20 protein-coding genes and 2 pseudogenes are annotated in these 24,072 nt (G+C 72.3%); 9 read left to right on the forward strand and 13 right to left on the reverse strand.

Annotation, left to right across the window (positions count from 1 at the left end):
- Positions 1-172: 172 nt before the first annotated feature.
- Genes AB0E05_RS23130 through AB0E05_RS23140 form a run of 3 tightly spaced genes read left to right on the forward strand, consistent with a single transcriptional unit; the run spans position 173 to position 3,386 of the window.
- On the forward strand, positions 173-1,222 hold the full coding sequence (locus AB0E05_RS23130; protein ID WP_361966423.1) for an iron-siderophore ABC transporter substrate-binding protein: 1,050 nt from the start codon (positions 173-175) through the stop codon (positions 1,220-1,222).
- Between the two features lie 14 nt (positions 1,223-1,236).
- Positions 1,237-2,271: an iron chelate uptake ABC transporter family permease subunit gene (locus AB0E05_RS23135; RefSeq protein WP_361966425.1), complete on the forward strand. Its 1,035-nt coding sequence runs from the start codon at positions 1,237-1,239 to the stop codon at positions 2,269-2,271.
- The gene (locus AB0E05_RS23140; RefSeq protein ID WP_361966427.1) at positions 2,268-3,386 is read left to right on the forward strand and encodes an iron chelate uptake ABC transporter family permease subunit; all 1,119 of its coding nucleotides are present in this window, start codon (positions 2,268-2,270) and stop codon (positions 3,384-3,386) included. Before AB0E05_RS23135 ends, AB0E05_RS23140 begins: the two co-directional genes overlap by 4 nt.
- Positions 3,387-3,482: 96 nt before the next feature.
- Here the strand turns inward: AB0E05_RS23140 and AB0E05_RS23145 are convergent, their stop codons facing one another.
- From AB0E05_RS23145 to AB0E05_RS23170, 6 genes are all read right to left on the reverse strand, one after another.
- Entirely contained in the window at positions 3,483-4,919 is a 1,437-nt protein-coding gene (locus AB0E05_RS23145; RefSeq protein WP_361966429.1) for a glucoamylase family protein, read from the reverse strand.
- 166 nt (positions 4,920-5,085) lie between these two features.
- Complete coding sequence (locus AB0E05_RS23150) at positions 5,086-6,933, reverse strand: glycoside hydrolase (RefSeq protein ID WP_361966431.1); 1,848 nt, start codon at positions 6,931-6,933, stop codon at positions 5,086-5,088.
- Between the two features lie 119 nt (positions 6,934-7,052).
- On the reverse strand, positions 7,053-7,964 hold the full coding sequence (locus AB0E05_RS23155) for a carbohydrate ABC transporter permease (protein ID WP_361966433.1): 912 nt from the start codon (positions 7,962-7,964) through the stop codon (positions 7,053-7,055).
- Positions 7,961-8,926, reverse strand: a complete 966-nt coding sequence (locus tag AB0E05_RS23160) for a sugar ABC transporter permease (RefSeq protein WP_361966436.1) — start codon at positions 8,924-8,926, stop codon at positions 7,961-7,963. Before AB0E05_RS23160 ends, AB0E05_RS23155 begins: the two co-directional genes overlap by 4 nt.
- 3 nt (positions 8,927-8,929) lie before the next feature.
- A complete protein-coding gene (locus tag AB0E05_RS23165; protein ID WP_361966438.1) occupies positions 8,930-10,171 on the reverse strand; it encodes a sugar ABC transporter substrate-binding protein in 1,242 nt (413 codons plus the stop codon).
- A gap of 331 nt (positions 10,172-10,502) precedes the next feature.
- A complete protein-coding gene (locus AB0E05_RS23170) occupies positions 10,503-11,561 on the reverse strand; it encodes a LacI family DNA-binding transcriptional regulator (RefSeq protein WP_361966440.1) in 1,059 nt (352 codons plus the stop codon).
- 514 nt (positions 11,562-12,075) lie between these two features.
- Between AB0E05_RS23170 and AB0E05_RS23175 the strand changes: the two genes are divergently transcribed.
- From AB0E05_RS23175 to AB0E05_RS23185, 3 genes are all read left to right on the forward strand, one after another.
- On the forward strand, positions 12,076-14,526 hold the full coding sequence (locus AB0E05_RS23175; RefSeq protein WP_361966442.1) for a SpoIIE family protein phosphatase: 2,451 nt from the start codon (positions 12,076-12,078) through the stop codon (positions 14,524-14,526).
- A gap of 209 nt (positions 14,527-14,735) precedes the next feature.
- The gene (locus tag AB0E05_RS23180) at positions 14,736-15,971 is read left to right on the forward strand and encodes an MFS transporter (RefSeq protein WP_361966444.1); all 1,236 of its coding nucleotides are present in this window, start codon (positions 14,736-14,738) and stop codon (positions 15,969-15,971) included.
- Positions 15,972-16,032: 61 nt separating this feature from the next.
- The gene (locus AB0E05_RS23185) at positions 16,033-16,935 is read left to right on the forward strand and encodes an RNA polymerase sigma-70 factor (protein WP_361966446.1); all 903 of its coding nucleotides are present in this window, start codon (positions 16,033-16,035) and stop codon (positions 16,933-16,935) included.
- Between the two features lie 18 nt (positions 16,936-16,953).
- Here AB0E05_RS23185 and AB0E05_RS23190 read toward each other — a convergent pair.
- Both AB0E05_RS23190 and AB0E05_RS23195 read right to left on the reverse strand, forming a co-directional pair.
- Positions 16,954-17,619: pseudogene (locus AB0E05_RS23190) on the reverse strand (response regulator transcription factor).
- Entirely contained in the window at positions 17,616-18,071 is a 456-nt protein-coding gene (locus AB0E05_RS23195; protein WP_361966448.1) for an ATP-binding protein, read from the reverse strand. Before AB0E05_RS23195 ends, AB0E05_RS23190 begins: the two are co-directional and overlap by 4 nt.
- A 54-nt stretch (positions 18,072-18,125) precedes the next feature.
- Here AB0E05_RS23195 and AB0E05_RS23200 point away from each other — a divergent pair.
- Positions 18,126-18,266: pseudogene (locus tag AB0E05_RS23200) on the forward strand (Appr-1-p processing protein); the annotation flags it as partial.
- Between the two features lie 185 nt (positions 18,267-18,451).
- Here AB0E05_RS23200 and AB0E05_RS23205 read toward each other — a convergent pair.
- Together AB0E05_RS23205 and AB0E05_RS23210 are read right to left on the reverse strand one after the other, a co-directional pair.
- Positions 18,452-19,297: an NmrA family NAD(P)-binding protein gene (locus AB0E05_RS23205; protein WP_361966450.1), complete on the reverse strand. Its 846-nt coding sequence runs from the start codon at positions 19,295-19,297 to the stop codon at positions 18,452-18,454.
- Entirely contained in the window at positions 19,294-19,719 is a 426-nt protein-coding gene (locus AB0E05_RS23210) for a nuclear transport factor 2 family protein (RefSeq protein WP_361966452.1), read from the reverse strand. The genes AB0E05_RS23205 and AB0E05_RS23210 overlap by 4 nt, the downstream gene beginning before the upstream one ends.
- An 86-nt stretch (positions 19,720-19,805) precedes the next feature.
- On the opposite strand from AB0E05_RS23210, the gene AB0E05_RS23215 reads away from it, so the two are divergent.
- Positions 19,806-20,417: a TetR/AcrR family transcriptional regulator gene (locus tag AB0E05_RS23215; RefSeq protein ID WP_361966454.1), complete on the forward strand. Its 612-nt coding sequence runs from the start codon at positions 19,806-19,808 to the stop codon at positions 20,415-20,417.
- A 35-nt stretch (positions 20,418-20,452) separates the two neighbouring features.
- Here AB0E05_RS23215 and AB0E05_RS23220 read toward each other — a convergent pair whose 3' ends face one another.
- Together AB0E05_RS23220 and AB0E05_RS23225 are read right to left on the reverse strand one after the other, a co-directional pair.
- Positions 20,453-21,109, reverse strand: a complete 657-nt coding sequence (locus AB0E05_RS23220; RefSeq protein WP_361966456.1) for a LysE family translocator — start codon at positions 21,107-21,109, stop codon at positions 20,453-20,455.
- A 42-nt stretch (positions 21,110-21,151) separates the two neighbouring features.
- Positions 21,152-21,778 carry a TetR/AcrR family transcriptional regulator gene (locus tag AB0E05_RS23225; protein WP_361966458.1) on the reverse strand — a complete coding sequence of 209 codons (627 nt, stop codon included), beginning with the start codon at positions 21,776-21,778 and terminating at the stop codon, positions 21,152-21,154.
- Between the two features lie 154 nt (positions 21,779-21,932).
- Here AB0E05_RS23225 and AB0E05_RS23230 point away from each other — a divergent pair, with 154 nt between their 5' ends.
- On the forward strand, positions 21,933-22,994 hold the full coding sequence (locus AB0E05_RS23230; RefSeq protein ID WP_361966460.1) for an aldo/keto reductase: 1,062 nt from the start codon (positions 21,933-21,935) through the stop codon (positions 22,992-22,994).
- A gap of 77 nt (positions 22,995-23,071) precedes the next feature.
- Here AB0E05_RS23230 and AB0E05_RS23235 read toward each other — a convergent pair whose 3' ends face one another.
- Positions 23,072-23,908, reverse strand: coding sequence for a nitroreductase/quinone reductase family protein (locus AB0E05_RS23235; protein ID WP_361966462.1), 837 nt, complete (start codon positions 23,906-23,908; stop codon positions 23,072-23,074).
- Positions 23,909-24,072 lie beyond the last annotated feature (164 nt).

Raw genomic sequence — 24,072 nt, forward strand, 5'->3', positions numbered from 1 at the left:
ACTCGATCGTGGCGATCCCGCCGCAAACCAACATCAGACAGGCTTTGCCGGATCTAAATCCGGCCACAGTTGAACATCAAGACAGCATTAGCTTAGGCTTGCCTAACTCGATCGGGGGCTTGACATCGGCCTCGGTCGCGCTCTTGCCACACCACACTCTTGAGGAACATCCATGCTCGGGTTCACCCGCACGCGTCGGCGCGTGCTCGCTGCCGCGGCCACCGCAGTCGCCGTCGTCCTCACCGTCGGCGGCTGCTCGTCGGAGGGCGACAGCGACAAGGAGTCCTCCGGTTCCGCCGGCAAGGGCGGCGGCGCGTTCCCGGTCTCCCTCAAGAGCGCCCTGGGGACCGCGGAGATCAAGAAGGAGCCGAAGCGGATCGTCACCCTCGGCCAGGGCTCGGCCGAGACCGCGATCGCCCTCGGCACGACCCCCGTCGGCGTCGAGAGCTACCCCTGGGGCAGCGACAAGACCGGCTACCTGCCGTGGATCCACGAGGCCGTGACGAAGAAGGGCGACAAGCTCCCCAAGCAGTTCACCGGCGGCGAGGAGCTGGACACCGAGGCCATCCTCGAACTCGACCCGGACCTGATCCTCGCCCCCTGGTCGGGCATCACGCAGAAGCAGTACGACGTCCTCAAGGACATCGCCCCCACGGTCGCCTACCCCGACCTGCCGTGGAGCACCAACTGGGACCAGCAGATCGACATCATCGCCAAGGCGATGGGCAAGCCCTCCGAGTCGAAGAAGCTGGTCTCCACCATCGAGAAGCAGCTGGCCGACGCCGCCGCGACCCGTCCCGCCTACAAGAACCTGAAGTTCTCGTACGTCTACAACACCGGCCCCGGCACCCTCGGCGTCTTCAAGCCCGAGGAGCAGCGGGTGAAGATGGTCTCCTCGCTCGGCCTGACCGTCGACCCGGTCGTCAACCAGTTCCCGGAGACCAAGGGCACCGACTCGGCGCTCATCGGCCTGGAGAACGCGGGCAAGCTCAAGGACAGCGACCTGGTCTTCACGTTCTACACCGACGAGAAGAACCGCAAGGAGATCGAGTCGCAGCCGCTGTACGCCGGCATCCCCGCGGTCGAGAAGGGCGCCGTGGTCGTCGGCGACAACAACTCCTTCGTGACCGCCTCCTCGATCATCAACCCGCTGACCGTGCCGTGGACGATCGACCGGTACCTGCCGCTGATCGACAAGGCCGTCGCCGCTGCCGGCAAGTAGGACGCCGCAGCCAGATGGTCACCATCACCAAGGCTCCGCCGAGCGGCGCCTCCCGTCAGGGGGGCGCCGCCCGGCGCGTTCTCGGCGTCTGCGGCGGACTCGTCCTCCTCGCGCTCGCCCTGTTCGCCAGTGTCATGTTCGGCAGTCGTACGACGTCCTTCGGCGACGTGGTCGACGTGCTGTCGGGGACGGCCGACGCCCAGCTCACCGCGGTCGTCGAGAGCCGCTACCCACGGACCGCGCTCGGCGCGCTCGCGGGGCTCGCCCTCGCCGTCGCCGGCACGCTGATGCAGGGGGTGACCCGCAATCCGCTCGCCGAGCCCGGACTGCTCGGCATCAACGCGGGCGCGTCGGCCAGCATCGTCACCGCGACCGCCTTCTGGGGCGCGAGCGGAAGCACCGCCGCCATGTGGTGGGCGCTGCCGGGCGCGCTGCTCGCCGGTGTGCTCGTCCAGGCGATCGGGGCCACCCGCTCCGGCCGCAGCCAGGTCCGCCTGGTGCTGGCCGGTGCGGTGCTCTCGGCCGTGCTGATGGCGTTCATCCAGGCCGTCACCCTCACCAAGCCGCAGGTCTTCGACAGCTACCGGTACTGGGTCGTGGGCGCGCTCGGCGGACGGGACATGGACGTCTTCTGGTCGATGGTCCCCTTCGCCGGTGCCGGGCTGCTGCTCGCGCTGCTGCTGGGCCACAGCCTGAACGCGCTGGCGCTCGGCGACGCCACGGCCGCCTCCCTCGGGGCCAACCCCTGGGTGGTGCGCGGCGGTGGACTCCTCGCGGCCACCCTGCTCAGCGCATCGGCGACCGCGGCCGTGGGCCCGATCGCCTTCGTCGGCCTCGCCGTGCCGCACGTGGTGCGTGCCGTGGTCGGGGTGGACTTCCGGTGGCAGATCGCCTTCGCCTGCGTCGCCGGGCCGGCGCTGCTGCTGATCGCGGACGTCGTGGGACGGGTGGTGATGCGACCGCAGGAGCTGATGGTCGGTGTGGTCACCGCGTTCGTCGGCGCCCCCGCCCTGCTGGTTGCGGTCCGCCGGATGAGGGGGAACGCATGAGTGTCACCCGTGACGAGCAGCGGGCGGCCGAGCGCCCGGCCGCCGTGGAGCGCACCGGGCGGGCGCCGGTCGTACGGACCGGTTCGCCGAAGGTCGTCCTGCGGCTGGGGTCCGCGGTGGCCGTGCCCGTGCGGCGCGCCTCGCTGCTGGCCGCCCTCGCCCTGCTGGTGCTGATCGTCGCCGCGTCGGCGGCGACGCTGTCGCTGGGCCGGCTCGGAATCCCGCTCGCGGAGTTGGGGAGCGCGCTCACCGGCGGGGCCGAGGGCCGCGACGCGTTCGTGCTGGAGCGGCTGCGCGGCCCCCGGTTGGTGGTGGCGCTCGGCACCGGCTGTGCGCTGGGGCTGTCCGGGGCGCTGTTCCAGTCGGCCACCCGCAATCCGCTGGGCAGCCCCGACGTCATCGGGGTCGCCGCCGGGGCCGGCGCCGGCGCGGCGATGTCCGCGCTGTTCCTGCCCGGGACGGTGCCGGTGGCGCTCGGTGCGCTCCTCGGCGCCGTGCTGGCGATGGTGCTCGTGTACGTCTCGACGGGCACCGGGTTCCGCAATCCGGCGCGGCTGGTGGTCGCTGGCATCGGCGTGGCGGCGATCTGCCAGGCGATGACGCAGTACGTGGTGTATGCCATGGAGCGCGACAACGCCTCCGCGCTGACCGCGTACGTCAACGGCAGCCTGTCGTCGCGGTCGTGGCAGGACGCCACCACCATCGGACTGGTGCTGCTGGTCGCGGTGCCACTGACGGTGCTGCTGGGGCGCCGGCTGAACGTCGGCGAGATGGGCGACGACATCGCGCAGGGGCTCGGGTCCGAGCCGAAGCGCACCAAGTCCCTGGCCGTGTTGTTGGCGATCGTGCTGTCGGCGGGGGCGGTGGCGGTCGCGGGCCCGATCGCCTTCGTCGCGCTGACCGCGCCGCAGATCGCGAAGCGGCTCACCGGTGTGACGGGCCCGCACCTGCTGCTGTCGGGGCTCACCGGCGCGCTGCTACTGGTCCTCGCGGATCTGGCCGCCCAGCAGTTGCCGCTGTTCGAGAACCTGCCCGTCGGCATCTACACGATGGCGATCGGCGGGGTGTACCTCGGGGTGCTGCTGTTGCAGGAGCGCCGTCGCGGCAGGCTGTGACACCGAGGACTGCTGGATACGACCGGGTACGACCGCGAGGGGCCGCAGCTGCCGGTGCAGCTGCGGCCCCTGGTGCGTGCGTGCCAACCGGACGCGTCAGATGCTGAAGCGCTCCTTGGCCAGCAGCGGCTTGACGCGGGCGGCGAACCCGCCCGTGCGGAAGGGCCGCTGGAGCAGCCCGGGCCGCAGCTCCTGCGCGAGCGCCGCCGCGATCATGCCCTGGTCGAGGGCGAGGACGAAGTCGCTGACGCGGCCCGTGCGGACGTTCACCGAGTCCCGGAAGCCGTATCCGTCGTGGTAGGCGCCGAAGTCACGGGCGAGGGCCCTGAGGTTGGCGACGGCTTCGGAGCGGGCGTACGGAAGGGCGAGCATCGCCGCGTGCGGGGTGACGACCCCGCTGGACTGGTAGCCCTCGACCTGCATGCCGATCGCGTCGACGCCGTACTCGCGGTAGCCGCCCTCGGGGACGTTGGACGGCGAGAACCCCCAGTACCCGTACTTCTCCTCCACCATCCCGTGCTCGATGTGGGAGCGCACGTACCGCTGGTGGGTCAGCCCCCAGGACCGGCGGGCCCACTCGGGCTCCGGGACGAAGAGGGGCACCATCAGCGCCTCGAACATGGAGCCGCCCCAGGAGGGGACGAGCTTGCGCCCGCGGTGGGTGTAGTGGCCGTTGAAGACGCGGACGCCGTCGACGGTGGTGTACGAGCCCCCGGGCGCCTGCTCCTGGCCGTGCTCGGGGAGCATGGTGCGCAGCAGGTGCCAGTAGTGGTCGCCGGGGAGCGAGCCGTCGGCGATGCCGAGGTAGCTCGCCATCCGCGGTTCGGTGTTCAGGGCGCCGTAGTGGTGGCCGGTCGGCTCGCCGGTGTCGGTCCAGAAGCCGCCGCGGAGCTGACCGGGGCCCTTGACCGGGTCCGCCGGGTCGTAGGGGGTGTAGTAGTACGACCAGTCCGCGGTGGCGAGGATCCGCCGCACCCGGTTGCCGAGCCGCGGTGAGGCGTCGGCGGCGATGCGCAGTCCGGCGACGAGCCAGGCGTTGTCGACGGAGGAGAGGAAGGGGCGGACCGGTGCACCCGTCTCCGGCCAGGTGGTGAGGACGGAACCGTCGTAGGAGTCGTACCAGTTCACCCAGAAGCCGTGGAAGCGCTCCAGTTTCTCGACCGCGGTGACCATGTGGTCGAGCCGACGGTGCATGGTCGGACGGTCGATGACGCCGAGGCCGCCCGCGGCGGCGGTGGACCACAGGCCGCAGCCGATGTTGGTGGGCGAGGTGTTGCGGGAGGGCACGGGGCGGCCGGGGCGGCTGAGGTCGGCCTTGTCGGCGGTGAGGCCGAAGTCCGTGGTCAGGGCTTCGATCGAGCGGTAGGTGTCGCGGAACCAGGTGTGCAGCAGCCCGGTGTCGCTGCCCCGGGCTCCGCGGGCGCCGGCGATGTCGGCGGCGGCAGCGGTCGGTGCGGTCACCGCGGGCAGGGCCAGGGCGGCGGCCCCGCCTCCCGCGACGGTCAGCAGCGTACGACGGTCGAGACGTGCCATGGGTATCCAGCTCCCGGTGGTGGATGCGGGGGTGTGGAGGTGACGCGGTGGAGCGGGGGGTGGCATGGGGCGCGGGGGGGCCGTCGGCAGGGAGAATACGGCGGCCCCCGCGCGGCGGGGAGGACGGCGGCGGACCCGGGCCCGCCGCCGTCGGTGCGGCGTCCGGTCAGGCGCGGGCGACGCGCAGGTGCCGGATGCCCGGGTTCGGCAGCTCGACGGTGAGGGCGAGACGGCCGTCGGCGTCGGCGGTGTGGGTGCCGAGGTCCTCCTCGGGCAGTCGGTCGGCCGCGCGCAGCGCCGCCCACTGCTCGGCGTCGGGCCAGTCGCCGCCGCCCATCTCGTTCCACACGGCCTGGATGTTGCCGTGCTGCTCGTCGACCCGGTGCGAGGTCACGGTGTGGGCGCTGCCGGGCCGAAGGCCGGTGAGGGTGACCGTCGCCCGGCGGTCCAGCGCGGACGCCCCGGCGATCTTCGACTGGTCGAGGGTGCCGTTCCACAGCAGGACGTCGAGCGAGGAGGAGTCCTCCGTACGCGTCGCGAGGCACTCGACGAGGGCGTCCGCGCCGTCGCCGGTGACCTCGGCCGTGATGCGCCCGCCGGCGAGGAGGGTGAGCAGCCGCAGCGCCCAGAAGCGCGGCTTGCGCAGATTGCCGACGGTCAGCAGGCCGAAGCCGCCGTGGAAGAGACGGGGCGCCCAGCCCAGCTCCTCGAACTGGTCGGAGGCGACCCAGTAAGCGAGGCAGTCGGTGGAGGACAAGGCGCTCTTCATGCCGCGCAGGACGAAGGGGGCGGCGAAGACGGAGTCGCTGACCGGGTGGAAGTGGGTGGGGGTGACGCCCCACTCGGTCCACAGGATCTCCGGCTCCGGCTGGCCGGTGGCCTCGGCGAACGCCCGCGTCATGGGGCGGAAGTCCAGCGGGGCGTTGCCGTAGGTGTGGGTGGAGACGAAGTCGACGGGCACGTCGTGCTTGCGGCAGTGTTCGAGCAGGGCGCCGACCCAGCCGGCCGCCGCGGAGGACGGTCCGCCGACCCGGATGCGGTCGTCGACGCCCTTCACGGCCGCGACCGCGATCTCGTACAGGCGGTGGTAGTCCTCCTGGGTGCCGTTCCAGAAGACCTCCAGGTTGGCCTCGTTCCAGACCTCGAACTCCCAGCCGGCGACCTCGTCGCGGCCGTAGCGCTCCTGGAGGTGGACGGTCAGCGCCCGGCACAGCTCGCCCCAGCGGTCCCAGTCGCGGGGGACGGAGACCTGCGCCTTGTAGTCGAAGACGGTGTAGTCGGGGTCGGCGGTGAGTTCCTTCGGCATGAAGGAGAGCTCGACCACGGGCTTGAGGCCGGTGTCGAGGAAGCGGTCGTAGACGGCGTCGAGCCCGGAGAAGTCGAAGGAGCCGTCGTCGTTGACGGTGACGGTCTCCGGCAGGAAGGTGCCGTGGGCGCGGACGGTGCGCACCTCCAGCTCGTCCCGGACGATGCCGAGGGCTTCGGCGTACTCGGCGGCGACGTCGGAGCCGCCGGGGCCGGGCCGGTCCCACACGAGGAGCGAGAAGTGCTCGGCGCCGATCATGCGGTTCCAGACCCGGGGCAGCTCCGTGGTCGGCGCGGACGCGTCGACGGCGACGGAGACCGCGGCGGGCTCCTCGCCGGCGGGCAGGGCGCGGGCGCCGGCGACGTCGGACAGCGCGCCCGCGCCGTCGTCGGACCAGGTGGCGACCGCGTAGTGGTAGTCGCGGCCGGGCTCGGCGAGGGTGTCGGCGTACGGGGGGTGGGGCACGGCCAGCACGTCGCCGCCGAGGTGGTCGAGCGGTTCGAAGGGGCCGCTGGGGTCCTCGGCACGGTGGACGAGGTAGCCGAGGGCGCCGTCCACGGGCGCCCAGTCGAGCAGGACGAGCCCCGTGCCGCTGGTGGCGACGAGCCCGCCCGGCGGGGGCAGTTCCCCGGCGCCGGTGAGCCGGGCGTCGCTGGGCTTGCCGATGCGGGAGTCCCAGTCGGCGTGGGCGGCGGACTTTTCGGTCATCACAGTGCAGACCTCTTCATCAGGGGCATGGCGGCGGGCGCCGCCGTGAGGGGGGTGGACGTCGGGTGCCCGGTGGGGCGGGGCGGACCGGCCGGATCGCTCCGGACCGGCCGGGCGGTCTACTTCAGACCGGCCGTGGCGATGCCCTGGGTGAAGTGCCGCTGGAGCACGGCGAAGACCAGCAGGACGGGCAGGACCACCAGGAAGGAGCCGGCCATCAGGACGCCGTTGGCGCCGTTGGCCCGGTTGGGGTCGGTGGCGAAGGTCGCCAGCGCCACCGGCAGGGTGTACTTGTCGGGGTCGTTGGTGGCGATCAGCGGCCACACGAAGTTGTTCCACGACTGGAGGAAGGTGAGGATCGCCAGGGTCGCCAGCGCCGGCTTCACCAGCGGCATCACGATCCGCCAGAAGATGTACCACTCGCCGGCGCCGTCCAGCCGGGCCGCCTCCAGCAGCTCGTCCGGGACGGAGAGCATGAACTGGCGCATCAGGAAGACCCCGAAGGCCCCGGCGGCGAACGGCAGCACGAGACTCGCGTACGAGTCGATCAGCTGCATCTTGCTCATCAGGACGAACAGGGGCAGCAGCATCAGGTTGCCGGGCACCATCAGTGCGCCCAGCACCAGGCCGAAGACCTTGTTGCGGCCCGCGAACTCCAGCTTCGCCAGGGCGTAGCCGAGCATCGAGCAGAACACCAGGTTCGAGACGGTGACCAGGGTGGCGACGACGATGGAGTTGAGGAAGTACTTCGGCAGGTCGAGCAGGTCCAGCAGGTCGCGGAAGTTCGACAGGGTCCACTCGGTGGGGATCCACACCGGCGGGCTGGCGGCCAGCTCCGGCTTGGTCTTGAAGGCGGAGAGCGCCATCCACAGGAAGGGGGCGGCCATCAGGACCAGTCCCACGCCCAGCAGCAGATAGGCGGCGGGCTTCTTCAGCCGGCCCCCCGAGCGCTGCCGGGCCTGCTCCGAGCGCCGCCGCGCCGGCGGCGTCGGCTGCTTCGCGGGCGTCTTCATCGGTGCGGTGCCGCTCATTTCGTGTTGTCCTTCAGCAGACGCAGCTGGAGCACCGTGACCCCCATGATGATCACGAACAGCACGTACGCCATGGCGCTCGCGTAACCCATGTGGAAGAAGCTGAAGCCCTCCCGGTACATGTTCAGGGAGACGGTGAGGGTGCTGTTGGAGGGCCCTCCGTTGGTCATCACGAACGGCTCCTCGAAGACGTTGAGGTAGCCGATGGTGGTGATGACGGTGGCGTACAGCAGCGTGGGACGCAGCAGGGGCACCGTGATGGAGCGGAACTCGTGCCACGCTCCGGCGCCGTCCAGCCGGGCCGCCTCCCGCACCTCGGTGGGGATGGACTGGAGGCCGGCGATGAAGAGCACCATGACGGTGCCGAGGTTGCGCCAGATCGCCATGGTGATCAGGGAGGGCATCGCCAGGGACTCGGACCCGAGGAAGTCGGGCGCGCTCGCGCCGAACTCGGCGAAGACGCCGGCGATCAGGCCGTCGGCCGGGTCCAGGACGAAGCGCCAGACGACCGCGATCGCCACGATGCTGGTGACGACGGGCGCGTAGAAGCCGATCCGGAAGAAGGTGCGCATCCGGTCGATGCCGCTGTTCAGCAGGACAGCGACGAGCAGTCCGGCGCCGATGGTCAGCGGCACGCCGACGACGACGAAGTACGCCGTGTTGAAGAGCGACTTGAGGAACTTCTCGTCGTCCAGGAGCTTCGTGTAGTTCTCGAAGCCGACGAACTTCGCGGAGAACGGATCGGTGACGTTGCGCAGTCCGAAGTCGGTGAAGCTCATCACCAGGGTGGCGATGATCGGCATCGCCATGAAGACGGCGAACAGCACCAGGAAGGGCGTGGAGAACAGCCAGCCCGCCAGGTGGTGCACGCCCGCGCGGCGCCGCTTCCTGCCCGGCCGGGGCGCGGCGGTGCGCGCCGCGCCCGGCGGGGTCTCGGCGACCGTTTCGGTGACCGTGCCCATGCCCTATCCCACCAGCGGGGCGGTCTCGGACTGCATCTTCTTCGCGGCCTGCTCGGGCGTGGCCTTGCCCTGGGTGACCGACTCGATCGCCTCGTCGATCTTCGAGCCGATCTCGGCCCACTTGGCGAGCGCCGGGATCGCCTTGGCGCTCTCCAACTGGGTGCGGAAGACCTTGGCCATCGGGTCGGTGGCGAGCTTGCCCTGGTCCCAGGCGGCCTTGTTGGCCGGCAGGTCGGTGGTGCGCTCGTACCAGTCGGCCTGGGTCGCCGGCTCGCTGAGGTGGGCGATGAAGTCGGCGGCTGCGGCCTTGTGCCTGCTGTCCTTGGAGACCACCAGGCTGGAGCCGCCCGCCCAGGAGGTGGAGGAGGCGCCGGCCGGCAGCGGGGCCGCGGCCCACTTGCCCTTCAGCTGGGGCTGGTTCTCGGCGATGTTGGTGGACTGCCAGGGGCCGGAGAGGAACATCGGGACGCTGCCGTTGCCGAAGTCCTTCACCACGTCGTAGCCGGGCTGGACGCTCTTCTTCGCCAGGCCCTTGTCGAAGTAGGAGCCGTACTCCTTCAGGGCGGTGACCGCGGCCGCGCTGTCGAGCGCGGGCTTGCCGTCCTTCGTCAGCTCGCCGCCCGCCGAGTAGAAGAACGGCAGCCAGTTCTGCCAGGCGTCGAGGTTGTACGGCTGGAGCGAGATGCCCCAGGTGGTGTCGGCCTGCTTCTGGTACGCGGTGGCGAGCGCGGACAGCTCGGCCCAGGTCGCCGGGGGCTTGGTGATGCCGGCCTGCTGCGCGAGGTCGGTGCGGTAGTACAGGACGCGGGCCTCGGTGTACCAGGGGACGCCGTACGCCTTGCCGTCGACGACGTTGCCGTCCCAGGCCGCGGCGAAGAAGTCGTCCTTCTTGAACTTCGCGGTGTCCACGGGCTCCAGGACGCCGAGTTCGGCGAACTCGCCCATGAAGGTGCTGCCCATCTGCGTCACGTCCGGCAGCTTGCCGGCCGCGGCGGCGGAGACCAGCTTCTGGTGGGCGACGTCCCAGCCGACCGGGGTCACCTTCACGGTGATGTTCGGGTTCTCCTTCTGGTACGCGGCGGCGACCGCGCCCAGCTTCTCGCCCTCGGTGCCCATGGCCCAGACGGTCAGTGTCTGTTTCTCGTCGGCCGCCACGTCGGAGCCGCCCGATCCACCGCACGCCGAGAGGGAGAGCACGGCCGCGAGTACGAGGGCGGCCGAGGCTTTTCCAGTGGTGCGGTGCATGGGGCTCCTCCTTGAGCGTCCGGCGACGTCGCCGGTATGTATGCGCTGCCTGTAAGCGCATACATCACCCTGCGCCAGCCCTTGGACATACGCAAGAACCCTTGGGATAACGCTTGCGTAACGGCACCGTCATCTCGACGCCCCCTCTCCGCACGCTAGGCCGGGACGTTTGCGAACCGAAAGCAAATGTGTCCAATTCCGCTTTCTTCGACCCGTCGCACGGATGACGGCCAGCGTGAAAAAACCTCCTGCCCCGGCTCGACGGAGCCGGGGCAGGAGGCGGAGGGGACGGAAGTGGTTCGCAGGGCGCCCTCAGTCAGGGCACGTCACATCAGGCGGAGTCCGGGGCGGGGCACCCGCAACTGGCGCGGCGCACCAGCGAGACGGGCAGCATCAGCGAGACGGGGTCCCGGTCGCGCTCCCCCAGCCGCCGTACGAGCAGGTCCACCGCTTCCTCCCCCAGCCGTCGCATGGGCTGGCGCACCGTGGTCAGCGCCGGGCGGACGATCCGCCCCAGCGGGATCCCGTCGAACCCCACGACCGCGACGTCCTCCGGCACCCGCACCCCGCGCCGCTCCAGCGCGTGCAGGGCGCCGATGGCCATCTGGTCGTTGGCGAACAGCAGCGCCTGCGGGCGCTCCCCGGCCCGGTCGAGCAGCGATTCCGCGGCCCGCGCGCCCTCGGCCTGGGTCATCATCGTCACCCGTACGGCCGGCTCGTTCGGCACCGGCAGCCCGGACTCCCGGCACGCCTCGCGGAAGCCGGCGAAGCGCGCTTCGGCGTCCGGCGAGTCCTGTTCCCCGCCGACGAAGGCGAGCCGGCGCAGCCGGTGGTCGCGCACCAGGTGGCGGGCGAGTTCGCGTTCGCCGTCGAAGTTGGCCACCTCGATGTGGTCCAGGTGGTCGATCTCGCGCGGCCCGGCCAGCATCACCACCGGCAGCCGGCGCGAGATGACCTCCAGGTCCTCGGTGGGGACGGTGCGGGCGAGCACGGCGAAGGCGTCGACGCGCCCGGCGACCTGTTCCACCAGGCTGCGCGGCCCGCCTTCCAGGGAGGCGGCGATCAGCAGTGCGTAGCCGTGGCGGCGCGCCGCGCGCTCCATGCCGCGGATGATCTGGTCCGAGTAGAGGACGGCCGCGTCGTCGTCGACGGCGTCCGCCTCCGCGTCCGGGTCGGCGTAGTCGGGGAAGCACAGGCCGAGGACGCCGGTCGACCGGCTGGCGAGCCCGCGGGCGCTGCCGCTCGGCACGTACCCCAGCTCCCGGGCGGCCTCCAGGACCCGGTCCCGGGTCTGGTCGCGCACGGAGTCGGGGTTCCGATAGACCCGCGACACCGTCGCGATGGAGACGCCCGACTTCTCGGCGACGTCGTACACAGTGGGGGCGCTCACCCGACCGACCGTCCGCTTCTTCTGTCTCGTGATGCGTTTGCTGATGCACTATGAAAGCGCATTCACCCTAGGTCGACCGGCCGTGCCAGAGCAAGGGCCGCCCTGGTCGGCGCCGTGTATCGGCCCATGGGTACGGCGTTTTTTGGCCATCCTGATGTCGCGTACGGTCTGGTCCGACGGTCGCCGACACCCCGATGCACCGCTCGGGGGCACGCCCTTCGGCGGGCGCGAAACGCCCGTGGCCAGGCAGCACGCCCGTACGGCAGCTCCGGCAGCGACCGTGCGGGGCGTCCGGATCCCGCGCCCCCGCGATCTCCGGGCGCCGTCCGCTGCGCCATCAGCCTGCCCTCCCGGCCGGCGCACCATAGAGTGGGCGGCCACGGCGAGGGCCGCATCTCAGCCGTCCCCGGCTCGCCCCTTGCCCTGAACCACTGCGCACGGCCACGGCTTCTTGGGGGCGATTCGGGCCTTGACCAGGCAACACTTCGCGTTCTGCGGAACAGATTTCGCAGGCGTGTACCTCTTAGGCGAACACGGTGACCGGCTTGAGCTGGCCGAGACCGTCGACGGCCCCGACGCCGAGTACGACATGCCTCCCGCCGTTCACCTCGCCAGCCGCTCCCCCGTTGCTGAATCGTTCCGCACGGGCCGGGCCCGCTGGCTCGACCCCACCTCCCTGCTCGACGTGACCGCGCGACTCGACCCCGACGGCCCGTCGGACCACGGCGCGGAAGAGGAGCACCACCCCGCCGCGGACACCGAGCTGCGGGACCTGGTCAAGAGCTGGCCGCCCGGGTCGTCGCTGGCGGTCCTCCCGCTCGGCGGGCACGCCAGCCGACGCGGCGCCCTGGTGGTCGCGGGCGTGGCGCCCGAGGGCTTCGACGTGGACCGCCGCCATCTGCTGGAGCTGTACGCGGACCAGGTGGCCGCCGGCATCGAGGCGTACGAGGTCACCCGGCGCCGCACGCCCCGGCCGGACCGCGACAGCGGTCTGTCCGGTCTGGTGCCGCTGCGCAGCGGCGCGTTCACCCTGGACCTGGCGACCGGCGCGATGACGGCGGACGACCGGGTGCTGGACCTGCTCGGGCTGCCGCCCGGCGAGTTCGACGGCCGGGCCGCGACCCTGGTCGCCTGTGCCGTCCCGGACGACGTCCCGGCCCTGATGTCCGTGGTGGAGCCGGGCCTTTGGACCTCCTGCGAGCACCAGCTCGCGTTCCGCATCCGCTGCCTCAACGGCGAGCTGCGCTGGCTCGGACTGCGCTGTCGGATCCTGCCCGCCGTCGACGGCACCCCCCGCCGGATGCTCGGCGTCCTCGCCGACGCCTCCTACCTGCGGCCCAGCGCCGACGAGGTGTCGCGGGTGCAGTGGCTCTCGGCCGAGCTGGCCGGGGCGACGACCGTGCGCGACGTCAGCGAGGTGGTGGTGGCGGCGCTGCGCGAACCGCTGAACGCCAGCCGGGTGGCGGTCGCGGAGGTCGAGGCGGAGCGGCTGTTCGTGACGATCCTCGACCCGTCGGACCCGGACGCCTGGCCGGCCCTGTGGCGGTCCGAATGGCACTCGGAGTGGCCGGACGCCGCCCGCAGCGCCCTGCCCACCCTCGCGCGCGCCCTGCGGGACGGCACGGTCACGGTCTGGCTGCCGGGCGCGGACCTGGAGCCGGACCTGACCCACATCGGGCCGGGCGGGCTCGCGATACTTCCGCTCCAGGCCGACGGCCGGATGGTGGGCGTCTGTCTGGTCGGCTGGGACGAGGAGCACCGGTTCGAGCCGGAGGAGCGGTCCTTGCTGACGGCGACGGCGAGCCTGGTGGGGCAGGCGCTGATGCGCGCGCACGCCCTGGACGCCCGGCACGAGTTGGCCCGCACCCTCCAGCGGAGCCTGTTGCCGCGCAAGTTGCCGCGGCTGCCCGGGGGCCAGGCCGTGGCCCGCTACCTGCCCGCGACGGTGGGCCTGGAGGTCGGCGGCGACTGGTACGACGTGATTCCGCTGTCGGACAGCCATGTGGCACTGGTCATCGGCGACGTGCAGGGGCACAGCGCGGAGGCGGCCACCATCATGGGGCAGATGCGCACGGCCATCAGGGCGTACGCGGTCGAGGGCCACCCGCCCGACGTGGTGGTGAGCCTCGCCAACCGGCTGCTGACCGGCATGGAGACCGATCTCTTCGCGACCTGTTGCTATGTCGACCTGGACATGGAGGAGGGCGCGGCCCTCCTGGTCCGGGCCGGCCACATAGCGCCGTTGGTCAGACGCCCCGGGGGCGTCACCGAGGAGATAGCCGTGCGCGGCGGGCCCCCGCTGGGCGTCCTGCCGGACGCCCGCTTCCCCATGACGGAGGCCCGGCTGGCGCCCGGGGGCGTCCTCGCGCTGCTGACGGACGGGCTGGTGGAGGCGTCCGGCCTGCCGTTGGACGACGGGGTGCAGCGGCTGCGGACCCTGTTCTCCGCCGCCGATCCGACGGACATCGGGCGGATGGCCGACGACCTGCTCGGGAACGTGGACCGCCGCGACGACGACGTGGCGCTGCTGTTGTTGCGGTACGACGGGACGGCCTCCCGTCCGCTGCGGGCCCAATGGGCCGTGTGGCGGCTGCCGGACGCCATCGTGCACGCCCGACGGTTCACGGCGCGCACGCTGCGCTCCTGGGGCGCGGGGGCGGACGTGTCCGTGGACGTGGCCACCGCGCAGCTCATCGTCTCCGAACTGGTCACCAATGCGGTCGCCCACACCCGCGGCCAGGTGCGGCTCGATCTGACGCTGACCGGGCAGCGACTGCGGATCGCGGTCAACGACTCGTCCCCCAGGGCCCCGGTCCGGTCGACGGCGCTGGATCTGGAGGCGACCGGGGGCCGCGGCCTGGTGATCGTGCAGGCGCTGGCGACGGCGTACGGCTCGGTGCCGTTCGCGGGCGGGAAGCAGGTGTGGGCGGAACTGCCCGCCGCCCGCGCGGACGCGGCTTCCTGACGTCTTCGCCCCCGTACGACCAGAACTACTCGCCCCCGCGTTCGACTCCGTACGCCTACACTGATCGCCATGCGACAACGACCATGATCGTGCACTGAAGACCCGTCCGGACCGGAGGGAATCAGCGGAGCTGCCGGCGCACGCGCCCGGGCTCCGCCGGCAGGGTGCTCCCCCGCCCCCTGCCCGCTTCCCTTCCGGAGGACTTCGTCGTGCCCACCCGTCGTACCGCCCTGCCCCCGCGCCCGCCCGTGAGCGAACGCGACCGCTCCCTGGGGCGCTTGCAGCGCCGGCTGCTCGTCCACTGCGGGCTGCGGGACCTCGTCCTGCTCTACCCCGTCTACGCACTGCTCTTCGCCGAGCACGGGCTGAGCACCGCCGAGATCTCCTCGCTCTTCGTCATCTGGTCCCTCACCTCCCTACTCGCCGAGGTGCCGTCGGGCGTCTGGGCGGACGCCGTGTCGCGGCGCTCGGCGCTGGTCACCGGTCCGCTGCTGACGGGCGCCGGCTTCGCCCTGTGGGTGACCGTGCCCTCGTACCCGTCCTTCGCCGCCGGTTTCGTGCTGTGGGGCCTCGGCGGGGCGCTGGCCTCGGGTGCGCTGGAGGCGCTGGTGTACGAGGAGTTGGCACGGCTGGACGCCACCGACCGGTACGCCCGGCTGATGGGCCGTTCGGCCGCGCTCGCCACCCTGGCGACGGCCGCCGCCACCGCCGCGGCTGCACCGGTGTTCGCCGCGGGGGGTTTCCCGGCCCTCGGGGTCGCGAGCGTGGCGGCGTGCCTGCTGTGCGCCCTGGTTGCGGCGTCCCTGCCGGAAAACCGCGACGCCCGGGCCGCGGACGCCGACGCACAGGAACCGGGGTACGGCGCGGTGCTGCGGTCCGGCCTCGCCGAGGTGCGGCGCAGCGCCGCGGTGCGCCGGGCCCTGGTGACGGTGGTGGTGCTGTCGACGGTGTGGGGTTCGCTGGACGAGTACGTGCCGCTGCTGGCCGCGGCGACGGGCGTGGCGACGCCGGACGTGCCGCTGCTGGTGCTGGTGGTGTACGTGGGCGTGGCGCTCGGCGGGGTGCTCGCGGCCCGCGCGCAGGGCATGTCCGCGCGCCGCACCGCCGCCCTGCTGACGGTCTCGGCGGGGCTGATGGCGGTGGGCGCGCTCACCGGCTCGCCCTGGGGGTTCGTCCTGCTGGCGGTGGCGTTCTGCGTCTTCCAACTGGCCGACGTCGTCGCCGACGCCCGGCTCCAGGACGCGCTGTCCGGCCCGAGCCGGGCCACGGTGACGTCGCTCGCGGGCCTGGGGACGGAGGTGACGACGCTGCTGGTGTACGCGGTGTACGGGGCGGCCTCCGGGCAGGTGGCGCACGGCGCGCTGTTCGCCCTGTTCGCGCTGCCCTACCTGGTGGTGGCCGGGGCGCTGGCGGGCGCCGCCGCACGGCCGCGTCCGGCCCCGTAGCGCTTCGACGGTGCCGTGCCGGCGACTTGTAGCATGACGCCCACCGAACTGAAGGGCGACGATGCGAGCCGGCGAGGACACGGACTCCCTGGAGCGGGCGGCGCAGGAGTTCGTCGCCGTCCGCCCCCGGCTCTTCGGCATCGCGTACCGCGTGCTCGGCAGCGCCGTGGAGGCCGAGGACGTCGTCCAGGAAGCGTGGTTGCGGTGGCAGGGAACCGACCGCACCGAGGTCCGCGAGCCCGCCGCGTTCCTCACCACCGTCACCGCACGCCTCGCGATCAACGTCGCCCAGTCGGCCCGGGTCCGGCGGGAGTCGTACGTCGGGCCGTGGCTGCCGGAGCCGGTCGACACCAGCACGGACCCGCAGGTGGGCGCGGAGCGGGCGGAGGCGCTCACCCTGGCCGTGCTGCACCTCCTGGAGCGGCTGAACCCGGTCGAGCGGGCCGCGTACGTCCTGCGGGAAGCCTTCGACTACCCGTACGGGCGGATCGCGCAGATCCTTGAGACGAGCGAGGCCAACGCGCGCCAGTTGGTGAGCCGGGCCCGTCGGCACCTGTCCGCGCCGCGCGGGGAGCCGGTGGGCCGGGCGGCGCACCGCCGACTGCTGGAGGTGTTCCTCGCCGCCGCGCGGACCGGTGACCTGTCGGTGCTCGAAGAGGTCCTCGCCGAGGACGTGGTCAGCTACTCCGACGGCGGCGGGACGCGCGGCGCGTCCAAGGTCCCCGTCGTCGGGCGGTCGCGGGTGTCCCGCTACCTCGCGGCGTTCGCCCCGCGCTTCTGGTCCGGTGCGGACGTCCGCCGGGTGGAGGCCAACGGCCTGCCCGCGGTCCTCGTCTCGAACGGCGGTCGGGCCGTGGCCCTGTTGTCCGTCGACGCGTCGCAGCGGGGCATCGAACGCATCATGTGGATCATCAACCCGGCGAAGCTGGAGCCGTACGTCACCGGGCTGGGGCACGAAGCGTGAACCGCTGTCCCGGGAGGGTCAGTTGGGCCCCCGCCCGGGGGTGACCAACCCCCACTCGTACGCGGTGATGACCAGGTGCACCCGGTCGCGGGCGGACAGCTTCGTCAGGAGCCGGCTGACGTGGGCCTAGGCGGTGGCCGGGCTGATGTGCAGCCGGGCGGCGATCTCCCCGTTGGACAGGCCGCCGCCGACCAGGGTGAGCACTTCCCGTTCACGGGCGGTGACGCCCTCCACCGGGGCCGGGCGGGGTGCGGCGGTCCCGGGGCGGGCCGCGAACTCCGCGATCAGCCGGCCGGTCACCTTCGGCGCGAGGAGGCCGTCGCCGGCGGCGACCACCTCGACCGCGGTGAGGATCTGGTCCATGTCCATGTCCTTGACGAGGAAGCCGCTCGCGCCGGCGCGCAGCGCCCCGTAGACGTACTCGTCGTCGTCGAACGTGGTGAGGATCAGCACCTTGGGGGGTGCGGTGGCGGCGGCGATCCTTCGGGTGGCCTCGATGCCGTCCATGCCCGGCATCCGGATGTCCATCACGACGACGTCCGGGGCCAGGTGGGCGGCGAGCCGCACGGCCTCCTCGCCGTCGGCGGCCTCCCCCGCCACCTCCAGCCCGGGGCGGTCGGCGATCAGGACCCGCAGCCCGTGCCGGACCAGCGGTTGGTCATCGGTGAGCAGGACGCGGATCATGCCACCGCCATCGGCAGCGGAAGGCGTACGGCCACGCGGAAGCCGCCTTCGGGACGCGGTCCGGCCGTGAACTCGCCGTGCAGCAGCGCCGCCCGCTCCCGCATGCCCGTCAGTCCGTATCCGGCGGCGCCGGGCAGCACCGTCGAGCCGCGGCCCTCGTCGGTGACCTCGATGGACAGGTCGTCCTCGCCGCGCTCGACGGTCACCCGGCAGGCGTCCGCTCCCGAGTGGCGGACCACATTGGTGATCGCCTCCTGGATGATGCGGTAGCCGGACAGTTCGAACTCCGCCGGCAGCGCCCGGTGCTCGCCGCGCCACTCGACGTCCACCCGCAGGCCCGCGTCCCTGCCGCGCGCCACCAGCCGTTCGACGTCGGCCAACACCGGGGCCGGTCCGAGCGGCGCGTCCCCGGCCCCGTCCGACCGGTCCGCCTGCCGCAGCGCGCCGAGCATGCGGCGCAGGCCCGCCAGGGTCTCCCGGCTGGTGTCCTCGATGGTGGCGAGCGCGCCCTCGCCCACGACGCCTCCGTGCACATGCCCCGCATCGGCTGCGGTCTCGCCGGCGGCACGTGGGACCGCATCGAGCCGATCGTCACCGAAACCCTGAGTGCTCGCGGCATCGCCACCACGGTCCACGACGTCGCGTGAGACGGCCGCGCCTGCGCGGGGTGCACGGGGGCCTGGGGGAACACCGCGCTGCCGCCGACGCCACGGCACAGTTCTTCGTGCGTCATCTGACATGAGGCCGGGCCGTCAAGCCACCGGCGGACGGTGGCAGTGCGGGTCCCCGCCAACGCGGCGGGGCCCGCACGGCCCCCGGTCCTGGGCCCGCATCAGCCGTGTCGCGTCTCCCTCTCAAGGACGGCGCGGAAGGTGTGCGGGGGCCGACCGGTGAGGCGTCGGACGGTGTCGGTGACGCGGTCCTCCGCCCCTTCGGCGATGGCACGGTCCAAGCCGGCCAGCATGGCGGCGAACTCCACCGGCACCTGTGCCGTGAGGCGGTCGCGCATCTGCTCGTAGGACAGACGGCGGTGGGCGACGGGCCGACCGGTGACCTCGGTGATGGTCGCGGCGATCTCGTCGTGGCTGAGCACTTCGGGTCCGGTGAGGACGAGATCGGTGTCGGGGGCTTGCTCGTCGGTCAGAGCGCGTACGGCGACGGCCGCGATGTCCTCGGCGTCGACGAAGCCGACCCGGCCGCCTTCGGTGGCGGTGCGGATGACGCCCTCGGCGCGGATGCTGTGAGCGTGCGCGTGCGCGCCGGTGAAGTTCTGCATGAACCACGAGGGCCGCAGTACCGCCCACTGTTCGAACAGATCGGGCAGGGCCTGGTGCACCGTTCCCACCGCCGGTCCGCCCTCGGGGACGGCCGAGGAACTCAGCAGCACCGCGCGGTGCACGCCGGCGCTGCGGGCCAGACGCAGGAACGGCAGCATGATCGCCGCGGGGTCGGGGTCGCCCACGGGCGGTACGAGATAGACGCGGTCGACGCCGTCGAGGGCGGCTGTGTGCGTGGCGGGGTCGTACCAGTCGAAGAGGACCGGCTCGGCGCCGTCCACCACGGTGGCCTGACGGCTGGCTGCTCTGACGCGGTGGCCTGCGGCCGTCAGTTGCGCGGCGGTGCGGCTGCCGGTGGTACCGGTGGCGCCGATGACCAGGGTGGCGTCGGCGGTCGTCATCGGCTGCTCCCGGTGAAGTCGGTGCCGGGTTCGAGGACGGCGAGGGGGTTCCAGTAGTCGCGGTAGGAGGTGAAGCGCCCTTCTCGTACGGTCACGACGGCGATGTAGGTCATGTCGAAGGGGGCGTCGGTCTGCACCAGTCGGCCGACGCCCCGCATCTCGACCACGATGGTCTGCGGATCGGTGGTCTGGTGGATCCGCAGGTCGGTGAAGTCGTGCAGGTCGATGCGGTCGGGGTAGTGGCGCAGGTAGTCGGCGACGGCCTCCTTGCCCTCCAGGCGCCGGGGCCAGCCCGCGGGGGCGAAGGGGAACTCCATGAGGCCGTCCTCGGCCCACAGGGCGACCCACGCGGGGATGTCCTTGTCGAGGAGCAGTTGCAGGCCGTGGCGGTACAGCTCCGCCGCAGACGTCGGTGCGGACACGGGTATCCTCCAGTCACAGAATCCGGACCCTGGGTCCGCTTGACGATACGGACCCGCGGTCCGGTTTGTAAATGGAGGACGTCAGGATGGACGAGCCCAGGTCCCGCAAAGACGCCGCCCGCAATCGCGAAGCCGTGCTCGCAGCCGCCGACGCCCTCTTCGCCCGCGGCGAAAGCCCCGCCGACATCACCATGGCCGACATCGCGGCAGCCGCAGGCGTCGGCAAGGGCACGCTCTTCCGGGCCTTCGGCGATCGCGCCGGGCTGCTGCGGGCGCTGTACGAGTCGCGGCTCGAACCGATCAGAAAGGCCATCGAAGCCGGCCCGCCACCCCTGGGGCCCGCGACCCCGCCGCGCGAACGCGTACCCGCCCTGCTCGACGCCGCCCTCTGCCTCAAGCTCGACAACCGGAGCCTCGCGCTGGCCCTGGAGGAGGGCGGGAGCAGCACCAGTCCGTACCGGACGGAGCACTACGAGCGGTGGCACCGCATGCTCCAAGGCGCACTGGAGCAGATCCCCGGCCTGACCGACGGCGGCTTCACCGCCCACGCCCTGCTCGCCGCCACGCGGGCCGACCTCGTCGAGCACCTGGCCGCGGGAGAGGACGTACCGCGGGAGAGGATGCGGGCCCAGTTGGCGGACTTCGTCGCCAAGGTCCTGACCTCGCACCCACCGCACGGCCGGGCCGCCGGGGAGTGACCGCGGACCGGACGAGCCCCTGATCGCCCCGGCGGTCAGTCCTTGCGTCCGGTCACGGCCACGGTGACGCCGAGGCCGATCATGGCCAGTCCGCCGACGCCGCCGACGAGGGAGAGCCGCTCGGGCGAGCGGGCGAACCAGCTACGCGCCGTGGCGGCGCCGAGCCCCCACACGGAGTCGGAGACGAGCGCGATCACGTTGAAGACCAGGCCGAGCACCAGCATTTGGAGCACGACGTCACCTCGGCCGCGGTCGACGAACTGCGGGAGCACGGCGGCGAAGAACACGATCGTCTTGGGGTTCGACACCCCGACGAGGAACCCCTCCCAGAACACGCGTCGACCACCGTGCGCGGTGTCGCCCCCGGCACCCTGACCGTCCGCTTCGGTCGCGGCCCGCAGCTGGCCGCGCCCCTGCCACGCCTTGACGCCGAGGTACACCAGGTACGCGGCGCCCGCCAGTTTCAGCACGGTGAAGAGGAGGACCGAACGCTCCACGAGGGAGCCGACGCCCAGCGCGACGGCGACGATCAGCGCGTAGGCCCCCGCGGTGTTCCCGATCACGGAGGTCAGCGCGGCGCGGCGGCCCTGGGCCAGCGCCCGGCCGATCACGAACAGCACGCTCGGGCCCGGGACCACGATCAACAGGAAGGACATCACGGCGAAGGCGAGCAGACGGTCAGCAGACACCATGTCACCCATGCAAGCACGGGGCGACTGCGCCCTTCCACGCCTTTAGCGGATCCTCTCGACGCGAAGGTACGCGCCGGCGCGCGCCGCAGCCGCGGCGGCGTGCGCGGCCCGGTCCGCGGCAGCTTCGTCGAGGCGGTCACCGCTGGCCAGCAGACGATAGTAGAGCGGGGCCGAGACGGCGCGGATCACCTCGTGGGCGTCGGTGCCCTCGGGCACCTCGCCCCGTGCCACCGCCTGTTGCACGCAGGGCGCCCACTCGGCGATGCGCGTCGCATAGAAGCGGTGCAGGGCCTCGGCGGTCTTCGCGTCACAGGTGGCCGCGGCGATGACGGCCTTGAACAGCGGCCCCTGTCGCGGGTCCGTCAACGTCCGCTGCACCAGGCGGGCGTGGGCCACGAGGTCGTCGACGAGCGCGCCGGTTTCCGTACGGGGCAGCGACTGCTCGGCCATGTCCTGGAGCAGGTCGGCGACGAGGCCGGTGACCGTGCCCCAGCGCCGGTAGACCGTCGTCTTGCCCACGTCCGCCCGGCGCGCCACGTCGGCGAGGTCCAGGTGGGCGAAGCCGCGCTCCGCGAGGGCGTCGCCGGCCGCCCGCAGCACGGCCGTCCGTACGCGCGCCGTCCGTCCACCGGGGCGAACGCTCCCCGGTTCCGCTTCAGTCGAACTCATAACGGGACTCCCGTTCCGTTAGCTTCTCCGCTACGCTACCGATCCTAACGGAACTCCAGATCCGTTAGGAGCCTTGTGGGCCGTTCCGCGAGCGGCCTTGGCGCGTTGGTCAGTGGTGAGCACGTTGGACACATCGGGCATCCGAGGAGCAGACATGGAACACAGGCGATTGGGCACGTCCGGACTCATGGTCCCCGTCCTGAGCTTCGGCGCCGGGACCTTCGGTGGACGCGGACCGCTCTTCAGCGGCTGGGGCAACACCGATGCGCGCGAGGCCCGTCGACTCGTCGACATCTGCATCGAAGCCGGGGTCACGATGTTCGACACCGCCGACGTCTACTCGCAGGGCGCCTCCGAGGAGGTCCTGGGCGAGGCGATCCGGGGCCGGCGGGACCGCGTGATCGTCTCCACCAAGGCCGGGCTGCCGATGGGCGACGGGCCGGGCGACGCGGGCACCTCGCGCGCCCGGCTGATCACCGCGGTCGACGACGCCCTGCGCCGGCTCGGCACGGACCACATCGACCTGTTCCAGTTGCACGCCTTCGACGCCGGCACTCCGGTCGAGGAGGTCCTGGCGGCCCTCGACGACCTCGTCCGGGCGGGGAAGGTCCGCTACCTCGGGATCTCCAACTTCTCCGGCTGGCAGGCGATGAAGTCGCTGGCCCTCGCGGAGCGGCACGGCCGTACGCGCTACGTGGCGCACCAGGTGTACTACTCGCTCATCGGCCGCGACTACGAGTGGGAACTGATGCCGCTCGGGCTGGACCAGGGGCTCGGCGCGCTGGTGTGGAGCCCGCTGGGCTGGGGACGGCTGACCGGGGCGGTCCGCCGCGGCCGACCGCTGCCGGAGGGCAGCCGGCTGCACAGCACGGCCGGCTTCGGTCCGCCGGTGGAGGACGAGTACCTGTACGACGTCGTCGACGCGCTGCACGAGGTGGCACTGGAGACCGGCAAGGCGATCCCGCAGGTCGCCATCGCCTGGCTGCTCCAGCGGCCGACGGTGTCGTCCGTGATCATCGGCGCGCGCACCGAGGAGCAGCTCCGGCAGAACCTGGGCTCCGTCGGCTGGTCGCTCACCCCCGACCAGGTGGCGCGGCTCGACGCGGCGAGCCACCGGACGGCGCCCTACCCGTACTTCCCCTACCAGCGCCAGGAGGGCTTCGCCCGGCTGAGCCCGCCGGCCGTCGCTCCGCCCGCACTGCCCCGGGAGGCGTAGCCGGCAGGGCCCGTGTGCGCCGGGCGGCGGCGCGCACGGGCCCTGCCGGGTTTCGGATCGGTCGTCGAGCCGGCGGATCAGCCGTCGATCATGGGGATCAACTGCGCTTCCTCGTAGTCCAGATGGGCGTTCAGCTCGGCGGCGAGCCGGTCGACCTCCGCAAGGACCGTCGCCTGCTCGACGTCCCGGGCGCTGACGACCTGCTGGAGTTCGTCGAGGAGCGCGGCGATCTTCCGGTGCTCCTCGTCCAGGCGTTCAAGGACGGCGGCGGCTTCGGGGCGCTGCTCGGCGATCGCGGGGAACATGCCCTGGTCCTCGGCGGTGTGGTGGGCGCGCACCCCCTGACACAGGGTCAGGCAGTTGACCCGCAGCTGCGCCCCGAGGCCAGGGCCGCCGGCGGCGACTTCGGCGCGGATCAGTTCGATCTCCCGGCGCATTCCGCCGTGGATGCTGGTGAGCATCGTGCCGAAGGACGTGGCTCCGTTGACGTTCGGCGGGCCCGTTTCGATGCCGCGCAGGGCGACGACCGGAATCACCCGGTCCGTCTTGGCCTGGTAGGCGGCCCAGCCGTCGGAGGTCTCGACGGCGCGGGCGTAGGCCCGGTCGCGTTCCTCGCCGGCGAGGACGGTCGCCTCGGCCTCGTAGGTGAAGACGCCGTCCTCGACGGTGACCCGGGGGTTGGCCACGAGGTTGTGGTACCAGGCGGGGTGCCGGGGCGCGCCGGCCGCCGAGGCGATGACGAGCACGCGCTCGCCGCCGTCGGGCAGATACGCGACGGGCGTGGTGTGTCGGGTTCCGCTGCGGGCTCCGGTGGTGGTCAACAGGAGCAGCCGGCTCCCTTCGAACGGGCCGCCCACCTTCCCGGCGTTGGCCCGGAACTCCTCGATGACCTGCTGGTTGAAGTCGTTCGGCATTCTCTGCTTTCTCGGTCCGTGGGTCTGCGTCGGCGCGCACTGCGCCGCTGACGTCCTGCGTCCGCGCAGGGCGGGGCGCCGCTTCGGCGCGCGCGTGCCTACGGCACGCGACGGACGACCGAAGCGGTGGAGGTGAAAAGGGAACAAAAAGAAGGGAGAGCGGT

The organism is Streptomyces sp. NPDC048057, assembly GCF_040653095.1.
GTDB lineage: Bacteria > Actinomycetota > Actinomycetes > Streptomycetales > Streptomycetaceae > Streptomyces.

What these genes read in the sequence shown, in the direction of transcription:
- AB0E05_RS23130 (WP_361966423.1), top strand. Translation starts at nt 173, where the DNA reads ATGCTCGGGTTCACCCGCACGCGTCGGCGCGTGCTCGCTGCCGCGGCC.
- AB0E05_RS23135 (WP_361966425.1), top strand. Translation starts at nt 1,237, where the DNA reads ATGGTCACCATCACCAAGGCTCCGCCGAGCGGCGCCTCCCGTCAGGGG.
- AB0E05_RS23140 (WP_361966427.1), top strand. Translation starts at nt 2,268, where the DNA reads ATGAGTGTCACCCGTGACGAGCAGCGGGCGGCCGAGCGCCCGGCCGCC.
- AB0E05_RS23145 (WP_361966429.1), bottom strand. Translation starts at nt 4,919, where the DNA reads ATGGCACGTCTCGACCGTCGTACGCTGCTGACCGTCGCGGGAGGCGGG.
- AB0E05_RS23150 (WP_361966431.1), bottom strand. Translation starts at nt 6,933, where the DNA reads ATGACCGAAAAGTCCGCCGCCCACGCCGACTGGGACTCCCGCATCGGC.
- AB0E05_RS23155 (WP_361966433.1), bottom strand. Translation starts at nt 7,964, where the DNA reads ATGAGCGGCACCGCACCGATGAAGACGCCCGCGAAGCAGCCGACGCCG.
- AB0E05_RS23160 (WP_361966436.1), bottom strand. Translation starts at nt 8,926, where the DNA reads ATGGGCACGGTCACCGAAACGGTCGCCGAGACCCCGCCGGGCGCGGCG.
- AB0E05_RS23165 (WP_361966438.1), bottom strand. Translation starts at nt 10,171, where the DNA reads ATGCACCGCACCACTGGAAAAGCCTCGGCCGCCCTCGTACTCGCGGCC.
- AB0E05_RS23185 (WP_361966446.1), top strand. Translation starts at nt 16,033, where the DNA reads ATGCGAGCCGGCGAGGACACGGACTCCCTGGAGCGGGCGGCGCAGGAG.
- AB0E05_RS23195 (WP_361966448.1), bottom strand. Translation starts at nt 18,071, where the DNA reads ATGCTCGGCGCGCTGCGGCAGGCGGACCGGTCGGACGGGGCCGGGGAC.
- AB0E05_RS23205 (WP_361966450.1), bottom strand. Translation starts at nt 19,297, where the DNA reads ATGACGACCGCCGACGCCACCCTGGTCATCGGCGCCACCGGTACCACC.
- AB0E05_RS23215 (WP_361966454.1), top strand. Translation starts at nt 19,806, where the DNA reads ATGGACGAGCCCAGGTCCCGCAAAGACGCCGCCCGCAATCGCGAAGCC.
- AB0E05_RS23220 (WP_361966456.1), bottom strand. Translation starts at nt 21,109, where the DNA reads ATGGTGTCTGCTGACCGTCTGCTCGCCTTCGCCGTGATGTCCTTCCTG.
- AB0E05_RS23225 (WP_361966458.1), bottom strand. Translation starts at nt 21,778, where the DNA reads ATGAGTTCGACTGAAGCGGAACCGGGGAGCGTTCGCCCCGGTGGACGG.
- AB0E05_RS23230 (WP_361966460.1), top strand. Translation starts at nt 21,933, where the DNA reads ATGGAACACAGGCGATTGGGCACGTCCGGACTCATGGTCCCCGTCCTG.
- AB0E05_RS23235 (WP_361966462.1), bottom strand. Translation starts at nt 23,908, where the DNA reads ATGCCGAACGACTTCAACCAGCAGGTCATCGAGGAGTTCCGGGCCAAC.